Genomic DNA, 14,572 nt, shown 5'->3' with positions numbered 1-14,572 from the left:
TGGACTCGAAGAAGAACGCGAACAACCCCTCCATGGCCAGGGGCGCGCCGAAGATGTCGCCGACGAACCGCGAATACTCCGACCAGTTCATCCCGAATTGGAACTCCTGAACGATCCCCGTCGCCACGCCGATGGCGAAGTTGATCAGGAACAACTTGCCGAAGAACTTGGTGAGGCGGTACCACGCGACGTTGTCGGTGACCACCCACACCGTCTGCATGACAGCGAGCAGCGGCGCCAGGCCGATCGTGAGCGGCACGAAGATGAAGTGGTAGACGGTCGTGATACCGAACTGCCACCGTGAAATATCGACGACATTCATCTGTCATCTCCCGAAACAGCGGAGCCGTGGGCACGGCTACTACGAAGTGTAGTAGAAGGGTCAGGGCCGGCGCTAGCGAGAGCCGCCGTCATGAGGTCAGTGTCTTGGAAGCCTTGCGGATGCCGAAGGACGAGACGATCTCGAAGACGCCGATGACGACGAACCACACCCCGACCACGAGCGCCAGCGTGACAATCGATTCGAGCGGCGACGCCAGCACGACAATGCCCGCAAGCAGGCTGATCACCCCGATGAAGATCGACCATCCCCGCCCCGGAAGCAGCGGGTCCTGGATCGCCGACACCGTCGTGCCGACGCCGCGGAAGATGAATCCGATGCCAATCCAGATGGCCAGCAACAGGATTGCGTAACCCTGACCGAAATGGCGAAAAGCCAACAGCGCCAAGATGAGTGACGCGGCGCCGCTGATGAAAAGCAGAATCCGGCTGCCCGCCGAGACGTGCAGGGTGAACGCGAAGAACACCTGGGCGACGCCGCTGATCAACAGATAGATTCCGAAGGCGACCGCGGCGACCAGGATCGTCTTTCCCGGCCACGCCAACACCAACACGCCGAGCGCCAGCGACAGGATTCCCGATAACAGGGCCGATTTCCACAGATGCGGCAACAGACTTGGAGCAGGGTGAGGTCCGGGTGTGGTTTGCATGGCCGCAGTGTGACACAAACGCCGCCCCTGGTATAGGGCACTTCGGCTACACGTGGGCGGTGCGCGAATCCGCGGCCAGCAGGTCGCTGTTTTCCTCGCCGGATTCGCCGGCCGCCTTGCGCCCGATCAGATACCAGGTGCGCATGACGCCTTTGCCTTTGACGTCGATGTGGCCGCGCTCCTGCAAGACGAACTCATCCTTGAGACGCTCGTACATGGCTTCGGGCACCTGAATTCGGCCGACCGAGTCGGTGGTCTCCATCCGAGACGCGACGTTGACGGCGTCCCCCCACACGTCATAAAAGAAGCGGCGAGAACCCACGACGCCGGCGACCACGGGCCCGCACGCCATGCCCACCCGCAGCGGGACCTCGTTGCCGTGCGGATCCTTCAGTCCGGCGGCGGCGTTGGCCATGTCGAGGGCGAAGTCCGCGAGCGCCTGCGCGTGATCGGGGCGGGCGCGCGGCACCCCGCTGACCACCATGTAGGAGTCCCCGCTGACTTTGATCTTCTCGAGCCCGTGCTTGTCCACCAGCGCGTCGAAGGCGCCGTAGAGGCGGTCGAGGAAGCGCACCAGGTCGGCCGGGGCCGTGGCACTGGCCCGTTCGGTGAATCCGACGATGTCGGCGAACAGGACGGAGGCAACGTCGTACTTGTCGGCGATGACGCTGCGGTCCGGCTCCTTGAGCCGCTCGGCGATGCTGGCCGGCAGCATGTTGGCCAGCAGCGCTTCGGAGCGCTCGTACTGGGCCTCCATCACGGCCTCGGCGCGGGCGGTGTCGCGCAGGGCGAACCACACCGTCACGACGACCATCACAACGCTCGAGATCGCGGTGATGACGAAACCGGCCGACTGGGCCCACGCGGGCTGCAAGCCGGTGTCGCGGGGGATCAGGAACTCGACGGCGATGATCAGGCCCGCGGCGACGGCCGCCAGTGCGGACGCCAAGACGATGTGCTCGATTCCCAGCAGGAGCACGACGATGCAGGCGCCGACCAGGAAGAAGAACTGAGCGCCCGACCCGGTGCCGACGTCGACGCAGCTGGCGAAGACCGACACGTAGGCCGCGCCCAAAAACGTGAGCGGGGCGACGAGTTCGCCGAAGCGCTGCAGCCACGGGACCATCGCGAAGACCATGGCGCCGAGGACGTTGATCGAGCTCACCTGCCACAGCCAGGATCCGCCCAGGATCTGCACCAGGACGAAGCTCACGCTCACCAGGACGGCCAGCCATGCGGTGATGGTCAGGATCCGGGCGCGGCGCGCGGCGCTGGCGACGTAGTGCTGGTTGCGGTCGCGGGTCTGCGCCCGCACCGCGGCCACGCAGTCCGGGCGTCTCGGCTCGCCAACTGACATCGGTGGGGCACCGCACTTCCTAGCCGCCACGTTCAAACTGTAACCCGCTGAGCTCGGGTTTGTCGGCCCGTCGGCCGGCGAATTGGGGCTCCGGCGCCGCACCGGGTGCCGACCGATGGGTGGCGTCAGCATGACCGGAAAAAAATTGTAAAAAGAATTTTCCGGCTGGAGGGTTTTACAAAATTTTCTGGCGTGTTATTAAACATATGTCGGGCTGTGATGTGGGTCATATGTTCCTCTAATGCGGGGGTGCGGGATGGCAAGTCTGCGCAGCAGGATTGGGATCGCGCTAATGCTTGCGTGCACCGCTGCGGCAACTCCCGCATGCGGGGTGGGGTGCGGCGGCGCGGCCTCGCTGTTGCGGGTGGCCACCGACTCCATGCAGAATGATCCGATGCAGGTCAACGTGGTGCACTCCGAGGAACAGGTGTGCATCAGCCGCTAACGCGGCGGCCACTCCGTACCGGCGCCCGGCTCGCCCGAGGTCGCTGAGCGGCGCCCACGCGAGGGGTCGATGGGGGCCGTTGTTAATTATGTTTCGGCGGGGTGAGCCGCCGGTTAGCAAAATAATATGAATTCAACATGAGCCCCCGCGCCGCCGTTGAACGCAATGTCCACACTAAATTGTGCGCGGTATTCAATTCGGCCTTATTCCATACCTTTGGCACGCATTTCGCGCGTTTCCCAAGCCGGAGGCTTGCTGCCCGCCGCGGAGGCGCAACATCGGTATCGGAGAAGCCCACATCGGCCCCGAGCGGTTTGCCACGAGGCGCGGATGGCTGGGGCGGGATCACGCCGAGGGGATCGGTGTGGGGCCCCGCGCCGTCGGTGCGCGCCCGGGGAATCGTCGGTCGCCAGTCCCTGCGGTTCGTGGTGCCCTCGGTGGGATTCGAACCCACACTGGACGGGTTTTGAGTCCGTTTCCTCTGCCAGTTGGGATACGAGGGCTTACCCGGCCTCATACGTTAGAGGCAGCCTCCCACCATAAAGGATTTGGTGCCGGGCCCCGTCTCACCGCCCCCGAGGTCGCTGGTTCGAGGCGTTCACGACACAATGTCCGTCATGACAGGCCCCACGACCGACACCGACGCCGCTGTGCCGCGCCGGGTCCTGATCGCCGAGGACGAAGCGCTCATCCGACTGGACCTCGCCGAGATGCTGCGAGAGGAGGGTTACGAGATCGTCGGGGAGGCCGGCGACGGCCAGGAAGCCGTCGAGTTGGCCGAGCGCCATCGGCCCGACCTGGTGATCATGGACGTCAAGATGCCGCGCCGCGACGGGATCGACGCGGCGTCGGAGATCGCCAGCAAGCGCATCGCCCCGATCGTGGTCCTGACCGCATTCAGCCAGCGGGACTTGGTCGAACGCGCCCGCGACGCCGGCGCGATGGCCTACCTGGTCAAGCCCTTCACGATCAGCGACCTGATTCCGGCCATCGAGCTGGCCGTGAGCCGCTTCGCCGAAATCAGTGAGCTGGAGCGCGAAGTGGCGACGCTGTCCGAGCGGCTGGAGACCCGCAAGCTCGTCGAGCGCGCCAAGGGGCTACTGCAGACCAAGCAGGGCATGACCGAGCCAGAGGCGTTCAAGTGGATTCAGCGCGCCGCGATGGACCGGCGGACCACCATGAAGCGGGTCGCCGAAGTCGTCCTGGAAACGCTGGACACCGACGACGAGTAGCGCCGGGCCGTCGAGCGCGCGCTCAGGGCGACGACATGCCGAATGAGGCCGCCGCCGTTGCACATTCGCCGTCGATGCGCCGTCAGCGCGCGACGATCACCGAGGAGCCGTGGCCGAACAGGCCCTGGTTCGCGGTGATGCCCACCGTCGCGTTCTCCACCTGCCGGCCGGTCGCCTGGCCGCGCAGCTGCCAAGTCAGCTCGCAGACCTGGGCGATGGCCTGCGCGGGGATGGCCTCGCCGAAGCAGGCCAGTCCGCCCGAGGGGTTGACCGGGACCTTGCCGCCGATCGTCGTGGCGCCGCTGCGCAACAGCGCCTCGGCCTCACCCTTGGGGCAGAGCCCGAGGTGCTCGTACCAGTCGAGCTCGAGCGCGGTGGACAGGTCGTAGACCTCGGCCAGGCTGACGTCCTCGGGCCCGATGCCCGCCTCGGCGTAGGCCGCATCGAGGATCTGATCCTTGAACACCCGGTCCGGCGCGGGCACGGCAGCGGTGGAATCCGTTGCGATGTCGGGCAATTCGGGTAGGTGTTGGGGGTAACGCGGGGTGACCGTGCTGACGGCGCGTACCGAAGGGACGCCGTCGAGCGAGCCGAGGTGCTTGCGGGCGAATTCGGCGCTGGCCACGATCAGGGCCGCTGCGCCGTCGGAGGTGGCGCAGATGTCGAGCTGCCGCAGCGGGTCGGCCACCACCGGGCTGGCGAACACGTCGTCGGCCGAAGCCTCCTTGCGGTAGCGGGCATTCGGGTTCTGCAGGCCGTGGCGGGAGTTCTTGACCTTCACTTGGGCGAAGTCCTCGGCCGTCGCGCCGTAGAGGTCCATCCGCCGGCGGGCCAGCAGCGCAAAGTACACCGGGTTCATCGCGCCGATCAGGTGGAACCGCTGCCAGTCCGGGTCGTTCTTGCGTTCCCCGCCGACCGGGGCGAACGCGCCCTTGGGCGTGGTGTCGGCGCCGATGACCAGCGCGACGTCGCAGAAGCCGGCCAGGATCTGGGCGCGCGCACTCTGCAGTGCCTGCGAGCCGCTGGCGCACGCGGCGTAGCTCGAGCTGACCGGGACACCGTTCCAGCCGAGCTTCTGGGCGAACGTCGACCCCGCGATGAAGCCCGGGTAACCGTTGCGGATGGTGTCCGCGCCGGCGACCAACTGGATCTGCCGCCAGTCCAGGCCGGCCTCGGCCAGCGCGGCCCTGGCGGCGACGACCCCGTATTCGGTGAAGTCGCGGCCCCACTTGCCCCAGGGGTGCATGCCGGCGCCCAGGATGTAGAGCGGTTCAGGGCTCATGAGGCGATCCTCCACGCGTGCACGATGCGCTGCACGCCGTCGTCGTCGGTGAACAGCGGCATCGTGGTCAGCTCCATCTCCATGCCGACCTTCAAATCGGCGGCCAGCGTGCCCTCGACCACCTTGCCCAGCACGATCAGCCCTTCCTCAGCCAGCTCCACGGCGGCAATGGCGAAGGGCTCGAAGGGATCCGGGGCGGGGTAGGGCGGCGGCGGCGGATACCGGTTCTCCGTGTAGCTCCACAACTTGCCCCGCGTCGACAACGCGACGGCCTCCAGCGTGTCGCTGGCGCAGCAGGGGTTGGGGCAGTTGTTCTCCCGTGGCGGGAAGACGTAGGTGCCGCACTCCGGGCATTTGCCGCCGATCAGGTGCGGGTGGCCGCCTTCGTCGGTGGCGAACCATCCGTCGATCGCGGGTTCTTGGCTGGTGACCTCTGACACTCGGCCAGACTACCCAGGCCCAACACAAAACTGAAACGTGTTGCAGTTCTGCGGCAGCGCCTGGCTCGTCGGTCGGGGTGCCTAGAGTGATAGCCGTGCCCGCTCCGCCCGCTCAGAAGACCGAGGAACAAACCAAGCCGACACTGATGTTGCTCGACGGCAATTCGCTGGCGTTTCGGGCGTTCTACGCGCTGCCCGCCGAGAACTTCAAGACCCGCGGCGGCCTGACCACCAACGCGGTCTACGGCTTCACGGCGATGCTGATCAACCTGCTGCGCGACGAGGCCCCCACGCACGTCGCCGCGGCGTTCGACGTGTCCCGTCAGACGTTCCGCTCCGAGCGGTACCCCGAATACAAGGCGAACCGCTCGTCGACGCCCGACGAGTTTCACGGCCAGATCGACATCACCAAGGAAGTGCTGAACGCGCTGGGCATCACCGTGCTGGCCGAGCCCGGGTTCGAGGCCGACGACCTGATCGCGACGCTGGCCACCCAGGCCGAGAACGAGGGCTTCCGCGTCCTGGTGGTCACCGGCGACCGGGACTCCCTGCAGCTGGTCAGCGACGACGTGACCGTGCTCTACCCGCGCAAGGGCGTCAGCGAGCTCACTCGGTTCACGCCGGAGGCGGTCGTCGAAAAATACGGGTTGACCCCCACGCAATACCCGGACTTCGCGGCCCTGCGTGGCGATCCCAGCGACAACCTGCCCGGCATCCCGGGCGTGGGGGAGAAGACCGCGTCCAAGTGGATCGCCGAATACGGCTCGCTGCAGGGGCTGGTGGACAACGTCGAATCGGTGCGCGGCAAGGTCGGCGACGCGCTGCGGGCCAACCTCGCCGGCGTGATCCGCAACCGCGAGCTCACCGACCTGGTCAAGGACGTGCCGCTGGCGCAGACCCCGGACACGCTGCGCATGCTGCCGTGGGATCGCGACCAGATTCACCGCCTGTTCGACGACTTGGAGTTCCGGGTCTTGCGCGACCGGCTGTTCGACACGCTGGCCGCCGTCGAGCCCGAGGTCGACGCGGGATTCGACGTGCGCGGCGGGGCGCTGCAGCCCGGCGAGCTGGCCGTGTGGCTGGCCGAGCACAGCTCGGGCAAGCGGTTCGGCCTGGCGGTCGTCGGCACCCACTTGGCCTACGACGCCGACGCCACCGCGCTGGCCATCGTGTCCGCCGATGGCGAGGGCCGCTACATCGACACCTCCGCCCTGGATCCCGACGACGAGGCGGCGCTGGCGTCCTGGCTGGCCGATCCGGGTCCGCCCAAGGCGCTGCACGAGGCAAAGCTGGCGATGCACGACCTCGCCGGCCGGGGCTGGACGCTGGCCGGCGTGACCTCCGATACCGCGCTGGCCGCCTACCTGGTGCGTCCCGGGCAGCGCAGCTTCTCCCTCGAGGACCTGTCCCTGCGCTACCTGCGTCGCGAGCTGCGCGCGGAAACCGCTGAGCAGCAACAGCTTTCGCTGCTCGACGATCCCGAGGGGACGGACGACCAGGCGGTGCAGACCCTGATCCTGCGGGCCGTGGCGGTGCTGGACCTGGCCGACGCGCTCGACGAGGAGCTGGCCCGCATCAACTCCACTTCGCTGTTGGGCGGCATGGAACTGCCGGTGCAGCGGGTGCTGGCCGGGATGGAACACACCGGCATCGCAGTCGATTTGGATCTGCTGGGCGCCCTGCAGAGCGATTTCGCCCACCAGATCCGCGACGCCGCCGAAGCGGCCTACGCGGTGATCGGCAAGCAGATCAACCTGGGTTCGCCGAAGCAGTTACAGGCGGTGCTCTTCGACGAGCTGGAGATGCCGAAGACCAAGCGCACCAAGACGGGCTACACCACCGACGCCGACGCCCTGCAGTCACTGTTCGACAAGACCGGACACCCGTTCCTGCAACACCTTCTGACGCACCGCGACGCCACCCGCCTGAAGGTGACGGTGGACGGGTTGCTGAATTCCGTGGCCTCCGACGGGCGCATCCACACGACGTTCAACCAGACCATCGCGGCGACGGGCCGGCTGTCGTCGACCGAGCCGAACCTGCAGAACATTCCGATCCGCACCGAAGCCGGCCGGCGGATCCGGGACGCGTTCGTGGTGGGCGACGGCTACAGCGAGCTGATGACCGCCGACTACAGCCAGATCGAGATGCGGATCATGGCGCACCTCTCGCGGGACGAGGGCCTCATCGAGGCCTTCAACACGGGGGAGGACCTGCATTCGTTCGTCGCCTCGCGGGCGTTCGGGGTGCCGATCGAGGAGGTCACCTCCGAGCTGCGCCGCCGGGTCAAGGCGATGTCGTACGGGCTTGCCTACGGGTTGAGCGCGTATGGGCTGTCGCAGCAGCTGAAGATCTCCACCGAGGAGGCCAAGGAGCAGATGGACGCCTACTTCGCCCGGTTCGGCGGCGTGCGCGACTATCTGATGAACGTCGTGGAGCAGGCCCGCAAGGACGGTTACACCTCGACGGTGCTGGGCCGCCGCCGGTACCTGCCCGAGCTGGACAGCAGCAACCGCCAGGTGCGGGAGGCCGCCGAGCGGGCCGCGCTGAACGCCCCTATCCAGGGCAGCGCCGCAGACATCATCAAGGTGGCGATGATCGAGGTCGACAGGGCGATCAAAGAGGCCGGGCTGAAGTCCCGCATGCTGCTGCAGGTGCACGACGAACTCCTGTTCGAAATCGCGCCCGGCGAGCGGGAGAACGTCGAGGCCCTGGCCCGCGAGAAGATGGGCGGCGCCTATCCGCTCGACGTGCCCTTGGAGGTTTCGGTGGGTTACGGCCGCTCGTGGGACGCGGCCGCGCATTAGCGAAATCGCGGCCCCGGAATTTCGCCGACACGACATGTTCTGGTCAGAAACGCATAGGCTGGGGCGCCCGGGTTTGGCCAGCGTGTACGCAGTCGAGTAGCCTAAACAGGTAAATCCCAGATTTGTCCCTACGACCCAACCTGTCCGGAGCAACCCACCACATGCCGAGTCCCACCGTCACCTCGCCCCAAGTAGCCGTCAACGACATCGGTTCCAGCGAGGACTTTCTTGCCGCAATAGACAAAACGATCAAGTACTTCAACGATGGCGACATCGTCGAGGGGACGATCGTCAAAGTGGACCGGGACGAGGTGCTCCTCGACATCGGCTACAAGACCGAGGGCGTCATCCCCGCCCGCGAGCTCTCGATCAAGCACGATGTCGACCCCAGTGAGGTCGTTTCCGTCGGTGACGAGGTCGAGGCCCTGGTCCTCACCAAGGAGGACAAAGAGGGCCGCCTGATCCTGTCCAAGAAGCGCGCGCAATACGAGCGCGCCTGGGGCACCATCGAGGCGCTCAAGGAGAAGGACGAGGCCGTCAAGGGCACCGTCATCGAGGTGGTCAAGGGTGGCCTGATCCTCGACATCGGCCTGCGCGGCTTCCTGCCCGCGTCGCTGGTCGAGATGCGCCGGGTCCGCGATCTGCAGCCGTACATCGGCAAGGAGATCGAGGCCAAGATCATCGAGCTGGACAAGAACCGCAACAACGTGGTGCTCTCGCGCCGGGCGTGGCTGGAGCAGACCCAGTCGGAGGTGCGCAGCGAGTTCCTCAACCAGCTGCAGAAGGGCGCCATCCGCAAGGGTGTCGTCTCCTCCATCGTCAACTTCGGCGCCTTCGTCGACCTCGGCGGGGTGGACGGCCTGGTGCACGTCTCCGAGTTGTCCTGGAAGCACATCGACCACCCGTCCGAGGTCGTCCAGGTGGGCGACGAGGTCACCGTCGAGGTGCTCGACGTCGACATGGACCGCGAGCGGGTTTCGTTGTCGCTCAAGGCCACTCAGGAAGACCCGTGGCGGCACTTCGCCCGCACGCACGCCATCGGCCAGATCGTGCCCGGCAAGGTCACCAAGCTGGTTCCGTTCGGCGCGTTCGTCCGCGTCGAGGAGGGCATCGAGGGCCTGGTGCACATCTCCGAGCTGGCCGAGCGCCACGTCGAGGTGCCCGACCAGGTGGTCGCCGTCGGCGACGACGCCATGGTCAAGGTCATCGACATCGACCTGGAGCGGCGCCGGATCTCGTTGTCGCTCAAGCAGGCCAACGAGGACTACACCGAAGAGTTCGACCCGGCGAAGTACGGCATGGCCGACAGCTACGACGAGCAGGGCAATTACATCTTCCCCGAGGGCTTCGACGCCGACACCAACGAATGGCTCGAGGGCTTCGAGAAGCAGCGCGCCGAGTGGGAGGCCCGCTACGCCGAGGCCGAGCGCCGGCACAAGATGCACACCGCGCAGATGGAGAAGTTCGCCGCGGCCGAGGCCGCCGGGCACGGTGCCGAGCAGTCGTCGGGCAACGGCGCGCCGTCCGAGAAGGCGGCCGGCGGCTCGCTGGCCAGCGACGCCCAATTGGCCGCTCTGCGGGAGAAGCTCGCCGGCAACGCCTGATTAGCGTTCAGGCATGCTGCGCATCGGGTTGACCGGCGGCATCGGCGCCGGCAAGTCGGCCCTGTCGGCCACCTTCGCTAAGTGCGGTGCGGTCATCGTCGACGGCGACGTCATCGCGCGCGAGGTGGTCGAGCCGGGCACCGAGGGCCTGGCGGCGCTGGTCGAGGCGTTCGGTGACGACATCCTGCTACCCGACGGATCGCTGGATCGTCCCGCGTTGGCCGCCAAGGCCTTCGCCGACGACGAGGCGCGGCAAAGGCTGAACGGCATCGTCCACCCGCTGGTCGGCAAGCGACGCGCCGAGATCATCGCCTCGGTGCCCGCGGATTCGGTTGTGGTCGAGGACATTCCGCTGCTGGTGGAATCGGGAATGGCGCCGTTGTTCCCACTCGTCGTCATCGTGTACGCCGACGTCGAGGTGCGGCTGCGACGGCTGGTCGACCAGCGCGGCATGCCCGAATCCGACGCCCGCGCGAGGATCGCCGCGCAGGCCAGCGACGAGCAGCGCCGCGCCGTCGCCGACGTCTGGGTGGACAACTCCGGCAGCCCGGACGACCTGGTGCAGCGGGCCCACGACGTGTGGAACAACCGGATACTGCCGTTCGCGCACAACCTAAGCCGGCGCGAGGCCGCGCGGGCGGCGGCGCGCTTGGTGCCGCCCGACCCGGCCTGGCCGGATCAGGCCCGCCGCATCGTCAACCGGCTGAAGACCGCGTGCGGCCACCGGGCGATCCGGGTGGACCACATCGGTTCGACCGCCGTGCCGGATCTGCCCGCCAAGGACGTCATCGACGTGCAGATCACCGTCGAATCCTTGGCGCTCGCCGACGAACTCGCCGAACCGTTGTTGTCGGTGGGTTATCCGCGCCTGGAACACATCACCCAAGACGCCGCCAAGAACGATGCCCGCAGCACCGCGCCGGGATTCGACCACAGCAACGACGCCGCGTTGTGGCACAAGCGGATTCATGCATCGGCGGATCCGGGGCGGCCGACCAACGTACACATCCGCGTGGCGGGCTGGCCCAATCAGCAATTCGCGCTGCTCTTCGTCGACTGGCTCAATGCCAATGCCGATGTGCGCGAGCAGTATTCGCGGGTCAAACGGGACGCCGCGGCGAGCGCCGATGGCGATATCGTGCGCTACATCACCGCCAAAGAACCGTGGTTTCGTGACGCCTACCGGCAGGCCTGGGAATGGGCCGACGCGACTGACTGGAAGCCCTGAGCCACCATGCCGTTCGTCGACGACATCCTCGGCCCGCGGCGGCCCTTCGTGGACGGCGGGCCACAGTCGCTGGCGGGCGTGCGGCGACGCACCAGCACGATCGACACCCATCCGGATGGGGTGCGCGGCTCCGTGGCGGACCTGCGGGCGCGTGACGTGGTCGGCGCCGAGGACGGACGTGTCGAGATCCTCGGCGAGGTCCGAGTGAGGGCGCACCTCACCGATCAAGTCGTCGACGACATCACCGCGCCCGCCGGTCTGGACGCCTTGCTGGGCTGTCGTGTCGGCGCGGGATTTCGGGCGACGGTCGGCCGGCTGTTCCCTGAGGAAGTAGTGCGGGCCAGCCTGCTGAATCTGTTGCTCGACGACTGGGTCGGTGCGGCGCTCGTGTCCGGATACGCCGCCCAATACGCGGCGATCGTCGAGGGCGTCGAAGAGAAGATGCCACTGGGCATCGCCGACCGAATGGCCGGGATCTGCGCAGGTTTCGCACCGGACGCGTCGCTGATCGCATTCACCCGGCGGCACGATGTCATCCCGACGGGCCGCGGTCCGGTGGCGCCGCCGCTGAGCGGACTACACGAAGTGGAACCGCTCCGAGCGCGCGGGATGCGCAGGTACCGGCGGCTGGATCTGGCGGACAGCGACTCCGGGTCGGCGCGCTTCCATTCCCACTTCCGCGACTCTCACGTGGACGACGACCTGGTGGAGACGATCGTGCACGAGTACACGGTCGCCGGCACGATCGACACCTCGACGCGCGTCATCACCGGGGTGAACGCCGAGGTGCGAGTGTTGCCGTGGCAGGAATGCCCCGGAGCGATCGGTAGCGCGTCCCGCATCCGCGGTATGACTCTCGCCGAGTTGCGCGACCGCGTCCGCGGCGAATTCGTCGGCACCAGCACCTGCACCCACCTCAACGACACGTTGCGCTCGATCGCCGATCTGCAGGCGCTGATGGACAGCCGGTGAGCAGGTCGACGATCTGGTGTTCGATGTCCTGAAGGTCCGCGGGATCCCGCGTGGAGTCGGCGAATCGAACTCAGGCGGGTAGCGGTCCGCCGCACTGCAGCGCCCCGCTGTTGGGGTCGGAGTTTCCGGGCGCCGGTTTGACGAATTGGTCGGCCTGGGTGAAAACCGCGTCGTCGACGTCGATTTCGCAGTGCACGTTCGCCGCGTAGGGGAAATGCAGCACTATCCGCATCCCGGCCTGCTGGGGATCGGGCAGGACCGTGTTGGCCTCGAACACGTTGCCCGGCATGGACGGCAGGTTGGTGGTGTTGGTCTGGCCGCCGTTGATGACGAACGTGGCCTGGCTCCCGGTCGTCAGCGCATCGATCCGGGCGCGATAGGTGATGTTGTGCAGGTCCGCCCGCGCGGTCGCCAGGCTCAGCTGGGAGCCAACGGCGATGAGGGTCACCGCGGTGATCGGCAGGAGCCTGCTACCGGTGCAGCTCATAGTCGCTGACATTACGCCCAGCGCAATCGGGGGACCAAGCGCTCAGGCGCCGCTCTCCCGCACCACCTCGCCGTCGACCACGAAGCGCGTCGCGCGCTGGGCGGCAAGCGCATCGACGAGTTCCGGGTAGGTTCCGTTGAGCGGCTGTCGGTTTCGCGACAACATCCGCACCCGGTCGCCGTCGCGGAACGCCAGACAGCGCATCCCGTCGAACTTGCGCTCGAAGATCCAGCGCGGATCGGAGAACCGCCTGTCGGTCAGGGTCGCCAGCGTGGGGGATCGCCAGTCGGGCACCGGTTCGTCGGGCAGCGCGGCCACGTCTGGCGCCACGTCAGCTCCATCCCATGGCCGACCAACCAGCGGGAGAGGTCATAGCCGTTGCGGGCCAACCCCGCAACGGCGTCCACGGCGCGCCGCACCGCCAGCTCGGCGACCTCCGGGGTCAACAGGCCGTGCCGGACGGCGTCCAGCAGCTCGTCGACGTCGGCCAGGTCCGCGCCGTCGCCGGTGCGGACTTCGATGTCGAGGTAGTGGTCCTCCGAACGCCACACCTCGGGCCCCGGCGTGTATTCGCCCACGTCGAGGTAGTAGTCGTGATCGCGCTCGTGGCCCGGGTTGAAGTGAAAGACGGTGGCGCGCAAGCCGAGCGAGGGCAGCAGCCAGGATTCGAGGTAATGGAACTGGGCGCGGCCGGGGGTGGGCCGGGCCACGTAGAGGCCCCACGGGTGAACCGCATAGTCGTCCACGTCCCGCACGATGCCCTTGGGATCGGTGTTGGTGCGGGCGATCAGGTCGAACGTCTCGTGCTTGGGCGGATGGATGCACCTACTCTAGTCACAATGAGCGACCTCAGCGGAAAGACAGCCCTGGTCACCGGCGGGAATTCGGGCATCGGGCTGGCGGCCGCGCAGCGGCTGGCCGACGCGGGCGCCCACGTCATCCTGACCGGGCGCAACCAGCAGACCATCGACGCCGCCGTGGCCTCGATCGGTGAACGGGCGACGGGCGTCCGCGCTGACGTGGCCAACCTTGACGACGTGGCCGCCGTCGCCGACGTCGTCGCCTCCCGCGGAGCGGGCCTCGACGTGCTCTTCGCCAACGCGGGCGGCGGAGAATTCGCGGCACTGGGCGACATTTCGGTCGAACACTTCACGTCCACGTTCATGACCAACGTGGGCGGCACGCTGTTCACCGTGCAAGCCATGCTGCCGCTGCTCAACCGCGGGTCGTCGATCGTGCTGACCGGCTCGACCGCCGCCTACAACGGCACCCCCGCGTTCAGCGTGTACGCGGCGACCAAGGCGGCGATCCGCTCGTTCGGGCGGACCTGGGCCGCCGAACTCGTGGGCCGCGGGATCCGGGTCAACACCATCGTTCCCGGACCGGTCGAGACGCCGGGGCTTTTGGGGCTGGCGCCGGCCGGGCGGGAGCAGGAGTTGCGAGAAGGCGAGGCGGCCAAGGTGCCGATGGGCCGCCTGGGCAGGCCCGAGGAGGTCGCCGCGGCGGTGCTTTTCCTCGCGTCGGACGAGAGCAGCTTCATGACCGGCAGCGAGATCTTCGTCGACGGCGGTGCGGAGCAAATCTAGGGCCGCGCCGGCCTATCGGCGTAAGCGGATTCTCCACCGCACGAAGCCGGCGTAGAAGAGCGACAACGCCGCCAGCATGCCCATGTCCAGCAGCCACACCTTCGGCGTGTGCTGCCAGAACCGGTCCTGGGACAGCAGCGAAT

General features: G+C 67.4%; 14 protein-coding genes, 1 tRNA gene and 1 pseudogene. 7 read left to right on the top strand and 9 right to left on the bottom strand.

Annotation, left to right across the window (positions count from 1 at the left end; genetic code table 11):
- The 3 genes from A9X05_RS18045 to A9X05_RS18035 all read right to left on the bottom strand — a co-directional run.
- A partial coding sequence (locus A9X05_RS18045) for a cytochrome ubiquinol oxidase subunit I (protein WP_197499112.1) occupies positions 1 to 322 on the bottom strand: 322 nt, incomplete at its 3' end.
- Positions 323 to 410: 88 nt separating this feature from the next.
- The gene (locus A9X05_RS18040) at positions 411 to 1,007 is read right to left on the bottom strand and encodes an HdeD family acid-resistance protein (protein ID WP_156736811.1); all 597 of its coding nucleotides are present in this window, start codon (positions 1,005 to 1,007) and stop codon (positions 411 to 413) included.
- A gap of 28 nt (positions 1,008 to 1,035) precedes the next feature.
- A complete protein-coding gene (locus A9X05_RS18035) occupies positions 1,036 to 2,376 on the bottom strand; it encodes an adenylate/guanylate cyclase domain-containing protein (RefSeq protein WP_067783148.1) in 1,341 nt (446 codons plus the stop codon).
- 262 nt (positions 2,377 to 2,638) lie between these two features.
- Here A9X05_RS18035 and A9X05_RS31165 point away from each other — a divergent pair, with 262 nt between their 5' ends.
- The gene (locus A9X05_RS31165) at positions 2,639 to 2,791 is read left to right on the top strand and encodes a hypothetical protein (protein ID WP_156670042.1); all 153 of its coding nucleotides are present in this window, start codon (positions 2,639 to 2,641) and stop codon (positions 2,789 to 2,791) included.
- Positions 2,792 to 3,217: 426 nt separating this feature from the next.
- Here the strand turns inward: A9X05_RS31165 and A9X05_RS18030 are convergent.
- Positions 3,218 to 3,294 (bottom strand) — tRNA-Leu (locus tag A9X05_RS18030).
- Positions 3,295 to 3,408: 114 nt separating this feature from the next.
- Here A9X05_RS18030 and A9X05_RS18025 point away from each other — a divergent pair.
- Positions 3,409 to 4,023, top strand: a complete 615-nt coding sequence (locus tag A9X05_RS18025; RefSeq protein WP_197498707.1) for an ANTAR domain-containing response regulator — start codon at positions 3,409 to 3,411, stop codon at positions 4,021 to 4,023.
- 82 nt (positions 4,024 to 4,105) lie between these two features.
- On the opposite strand, the gene A9X05_RS18020 is transcribed toward A9X05_RS18025, so the two are convergent.
- The gene (locus A9X05_RS18020) at positions 4,106 to 5,305 is read right to left on the bottom strand and encodes a lipid-transfer protein (RefSeq protein ID WP_067752413.1); all 1,200 of its coding nucleotides are present in this window, start codon (positions 5,303 to 5,305) and stop codon (positions 4,106 to 4,108) included.
- Complete coding sequence (locus A9X05_RS18015) at positions 5,302 to 5,745, bottom strand: Zn-ribbon domain-containing OB-fold protein (protein ID WP_067783147.1); 444 nt, start codon at positions 5,743 to 5,745, stop codon at positions 5,302 to 5,304. The genes A9X05_RS18020 and A9X05_RS18015 overlap by 4 nt, the downstream gene beginning before the upstream one ends.
- Before the next feature lie 146 nt (positions 5,746 to 5,891).
- On the opposite strand from A9X05_RS18015, the gene polA reads away from it, so the two are divergent.
- The 4 genes from polA (at position 5,892) to A9X05_RS17995 (ending at position 12,356) form a co-directional block, all read left to right on the top strand.
- The gene (polA, locus tag A9X05_RS18010) at positions 5,892 to 8,552 is read left to right on the top strand and encodes a DNA polymerase I (RefSeq protein ID WP_197499113.1); all 2,661 of its coding nucleotides are present in this window, start codon (positions 5,892 to 5,894) and stop codon (positions 8,550 to 8,552) included.
- 161 nt (positions 8,553 to 8,713) lie between these two features.
- Complete coding sequence (gene rpsA / locus A9X05_RS18005; protein ID WP_067752406.1) at positions 8,714 to 10,156, top strand: 30S ribosomal protein S1; 1,443 nt, start codon at positions 8,714 to 8,716, stop codon at positions 10,154 to 10,156.
- Positions 10,157 to 10,169: 13 nt separating this feature from the next.
- Positions 10,170 to 11,384 carry a dephospho-CoA kinase gene (gene coaE, locus A9X05_RS18000; protein WP_067783142.1) on the top strand — a complete coding sequence of 405 codons (1,215 nt, stop codon included), beginning with the start codon at positions 10,170 to 10,172 and terminating at the stop codon, positions 11,382 to 11,384.
- 6 nt (positions 11,385 to 11,390) lie between these two features.
- The gene (locus tag A9X05_RS17995; protein ID WP_067783139.1) at positions 11,391 to 12,356 is read left to right on the top strand and encodes a DUF2889 domain-containing protein; all 966 of its coding nucleotides are present in this window, start codon (positions 11,391 to 11,393) and stop codon (positions 12,354 to 12,356) included.
- A 70-nt stretch (positions 12,357 to 12,426) separates the two neighbouring features.
- Here the strand turns inward: A9X05_RS17995 and A9X05_RS17990 are convergent, their stop codons facing one another.
- The 3 genes and pseudogenes from A9X05_RS17990 to A9X05_RS17980 all read right to left on the bottom strand — a co-directional run bounded on the left by A9X05_RS17990 (position 12,427) and on the right by A9X05_RS17980 (position 13,598).
- Positions 12,427 to 12,843, bottom strand: coding sequence for a hypothetical protein (locus A9X05_RS17990; RefSeq protein WP_067783136.1), 417 nt, complete (start codon positions 12,841 to 12,843; stop codon positions 12,427 to 12,429).
- Positions 12,844 to 12,903: 60 nt separating this feature from the next.
- A pseudogene (locus A9X05_RS17985) lies at positions 12,904 to 13,173 on the bottom strand (ATP-dependent DNA ligase); the annotation flags it as partial.
- Positions 13,101 to 13,598 (bottom strand): DUF402 domain-containing protein, encoded by a 498-nt coding sequence (locus A9X05_RS17980; protein WP_067778862.1) that lies wholly within the window; start codon positions 13,596 to 13,598, stop codon positions 13,101 to 13,103. The gene A9X05_RS17980 and the pseudogene A9X05_RS17985, both read right to left, overlap by 73 nt.
- 84 nt (positions 13,599 to 13,682) lie before the next feature.
- Between A9X05_RS17980 and A9X05_RS17975 the strand changes: the two genes are divergently transcribed.
- Positions 13,683 to 14,429 carry an SDR family oxidoreductase gene (locus A9X05_RS17975; RefSeq protein WP_067778866.1) on the top strand — a complete coding sequence of 249 codons (747 nt, stop codon included), beginning with the start codon at positions 13,683 to 13,685 and terminating at the stop codon, positions 14,427 to 14,429.
- Positions 14,430 to 14,572: the final 143 nt, after the last annotated feature.

It is taken from the genome of Mycobacterium sp. E3298, assembly GCF_001666895.1.
GTDB lineage: Bacteria > Actinomycetota > Actinomycetes > Mycobacteriales > Mycobacteriaceae > Mycobacterium.
The sequence above is the reverse complement of the archived record's forward strand: the minus strand, read 5'-3'. Positions and strand labels throughout refer to the sequence as shown.